Source organism: Chryseobacterium sp. OSA05B, assembly GCF_019970065.1.
Lineage (GTDB): Bacteria > Bacteroidota > Bacteroidia > Flavobacteriales > Weeksellaceae > Chryseobacterium.
In genome coordinates, this window is record NZ_JAHXYH010000021.1 from 1 (window position 1) to 2,137 (window position 2,137).

General features: G+C 31.1%; 3 protein-coding genes and 1 pseudogene. 3 read left to right on the plus strand and 1 reads right to left on the minus strand.

The window, feature by feature from the left end; translation table 11 throughout:
* The coding region (locus LC419_RS23350; RefSeq protein WP_223609610.1) for a hypothetical protein at nt 1-797 on the plus strand (797 nt) is incomplete at its 5' end.
* Between the two features lies 1 nt (nt 798).
* Nucleotides 799-1,131, plus strand: coding sequence for a hypothetical protein (locus LC419_RS23355; RefSeq protein WP_223609611.1), 333 nt, complete (start codon nt 799-801; stop codon nt 1,129-1,131).
* Between the two features lie 60 nt (nt 1,132-1,191).
* Here LC419_RS23355 and LC419_RS23360 read toward each other — a convergent pair whose 3' ends face one another.
* On the minus strand, nt 1,192-1,623 hold the full coding sequence (locus tag LC419_RS23360) for a hypothetical protein (protein WP_223609612.1): 432 nt from the start codon (nt 1,621-1,623) through the stop codon (nt 1,192-1,194).
* A gap of 324 nt (nt 1,624-1,947) precedes the next feature.
* Here LC419_RS23360 and LC419_RS23365 point away from each other — a divergent pair.
* Nucleotides 1,948-2,137 (plus strand): annotated as a pseudogene (locus LC419_RS23365) (hypothetical protein); the annotation flags it as partial.

Consider the following 2,137-nt stretch of genomic DNA (forward strand, 5'->3'; position numbering starts at 1 on the left):
TTGGATTAGGTGACGGAATGGGCCTATTTTATTTTAGAACCGATGGGGGTGGCAGTCCAAAAACCTTTGGTGAGACACAAGAGTATAGAAATGCAATGGCAGCCTTAGGTAACAATCCCTCTCCAAAGCCTACTTTTTGGCAGAGAGCTGCAAGTTTTGTTGGAGGTTTGTTTGGTTCCAATAAAGGTGCCGGTATTACAACTATTTTAGCTGGAGCAGAGGTTAGTAGAGTAGTTCAGATTGGAGAGATTCTTCGGGTAAATGTTGAACTAATTGAAGATAAAATAACTTCAAAAGCATCTGATGCTTGGAATAGTAGTATTGCAAGAGATTTGGTTAATGATTCATATAGTTTAGGGTTATCCTCCAATGTAGCAGCTATCATTGGTACAGGAACGACTCCTATTAATTTTACGTTACTTACAAGGGGTAAGCCTGGTCAGCCTGGTTTATATTATACTCCTTCAGTGAATGGATCAGTTGGAGACGGTATAGAGGGAAATGCAGGAATCACATTTAGCGGTGGTAGATATACAGGTGACTCTAGAAATATAACGTACAGCATGTTGCAAGGACATTCGGGAGGTGTTTCGGCAGGGATAGGTTTTATTGCTGATGGATCTTTGAATGCAATGTATGCACCTGTAGATCCACGAAATCCAATTCAAGGAGGAGGATTTATAAATGTAGGAGGACAGATAGGAGTTGGAATAGAGGGAAGTCCTGCATCAGTGGCTAATATTCAAATAAATTACCAGTATACACCAATTGTTAAACCTATTTTCCAATTTAAATAAGATGAAAATTTCAAAATATTATCGCTTTGTACCTATGATATTAGGCTTAGTATTAGTGGGATATTTTTATGGATATAAGTATATATACAAAAATAATGACCATTTTTTTAAAAATAAGATTAAGACTAAAATCATTAAGGTGATGAATTATGAAAATAAGTCATTACAATTTTATTATAGCAATGAATATTGTATTACTACGACAAATACTAGAGGAGATACGCTAAAAGTTGGTGATTCCATTTCCAAAGAACATGACACAAAAAACTTTGATGTATATAGGGTGAAGAATGGTAATTATACATTTTTTAAAAGCTATAATATTAATAAATAAAGTATTTTAAAATATAATGCCCCAAAGATGTTACATTTTCAGGGGCATTTTTATGGATTTTTATTTAACATCCAAATTAATTTTATATCCTACAATTTTTATAGTATCATTTTCTTTTTGCAAAGAAAAAATCTCTTGGGTGTTAATAGAATCTCTCTTAGCATAATATACAAGAGAATAATCAGATTTAGGATTTGGCCCATTGATAATTAATGTCTGCCAATTAGATAAAGCATAATTTGAAATAGCACCTCCTTTTTCATTAGTCCAATTAATCATTTCATTAAGTCGTTGCCTACTTGTTATATGAAAGAATTTTTTACTAAATAATTTACTCGCCTTTTCTGTATTATTTCCTTTTATAGAAATATAAAATTTGTGTATTATTTTTTCAGCTTCTCGCTTATCTTGCTCTCTGTTTGAATAAGTTTCATTATAATTACAACTAACTATTGAAATTGAAACTAAAAACATTAAAACATTGGTTTTCATGATATTGAAATTAAAGGATAGAAAGTATTATTTGTAAGCTAATATAAATAATTGGTATCTAATTATAAAGATATTTTTTTGATTTAAAACCTCGAAATAAATAATAATTACATTTGGATAAATCAAACTGCATATGTTTACTGTATATTATTTTAAACATGTTCTAAGTATTAGTAATGGTTCAATAGTTTTGGCTTCTTTTTTAACAAGAAATAATAATTGTATATAAATAGACTGATCCACAGTTGATACAATTATTATTCTTTTGCTCTTTAAAAATAAACTACTGTTTACGAAGTGGTTTTATTTTAAACAAAAAAATATTATATTTAAAGCTATACCGACCATCTGGGAAATGTACGGCTGAGCTACTCTAAAAATACAGCAGGCAGCGCAGAAGTTCTTGAAGAAAACAATTTTTACCCGTTCGGCTTAAAACACGAAGGCTATAATGCACTCACCGGGAACCCTGCCTACAATTACGAGTACAACGGAAAAGAGCTGCAAAAAGAAA

Bases quoted from the DNA above. Each gene is read 5' to 3' on its own strand.
- LC419_RS23360 (WP_223609612.1), bottom strand. From the start codon at position 1,623: ATGAAAACCAATGTTTTAATGTTTTTAGTTTCAATTTCAATAGTTAGT.
- LC419_RS23355 (WP_223609611.1), top strand. From the start codon at position 799: ATGAAAATTTCAAAATATTATCGCTTTGTACCTATGATATTAGGCTTA.